This is a genomic window from Streptomyces sp. SID12501, assembly GCF_010550245.1.
GTDB lineage: Bacteria > Actinomycetota > Actinomycetes > Streptomycetales > Streptomycetaceae > Streptomyces.
In genome coordinates, this window is sequence record NZ_JAAGLU010000617.1 from 1 (window position 1) to 448 (window position 448).

A 448-nucleotide genomic window follows, 5' to 3' on the forward strand; every position below is an offset into this window, starting at 1 on the left:
CCAGCGAGATCAGGAACCCGAACCCGACGGTCACCGCGGACACCCCGGGCGGCAGCATCAGCAGCGCGTCGAAGCCCCGTACGAAACGCCCCGCGTCCCGTCGTGTGAGCGCGGCCGCCGCGAGTCCCCCGATCACCACCGCGATGGCGGTCGCGGCGAGGGCGTACTCCAGCGAGTTCCCGATCGCCTCGATCGGCGCCACCGAGCAGGACTGCCGCGACCGGGGCCTCGATCCGCTGGTGGGCGAGGCCCGGTACGCGGACATCGCCTACGGCTGGGCGATGGAGGACACCACAGGCTTCTGCAAGGTGCTCGCCGAACGCGGCACCGGCCGCCTGCTCGGCGCCCACCTGATGGGCCCGCAGGCCGCCACCCTCATCCAGCCCCTCGTCTTGGCGATGACCCTGGGAATCGACGCGCGCACCTTGGCCAAGTCCCCGTACTGGAT

General features: G+C 71.9%; 2 pseudogenes. One reads left to right on the top strand and one right to left on the bottom strand.

Going from position 1 to position 448, the window contains the following annotated elements:
- Positions 1-196: pseudogene (locus G3I71_RS52085) on the bottom strand (iron ABC transporter permease); the annotation flags it as partial.
- Between G3I71_RS52085 and G3I71_RS47565 the strand changes: the two are divergent.
- Positions 144-448: pseudogene (locus G3I71_RS47565) on the top strand (mycothione reductase); the annotation flags it as partial. The pseudogenes G3I71_RS52085 and G3I71_RS47565 sit on opposite strands and share 53 nt — an antisense overlap.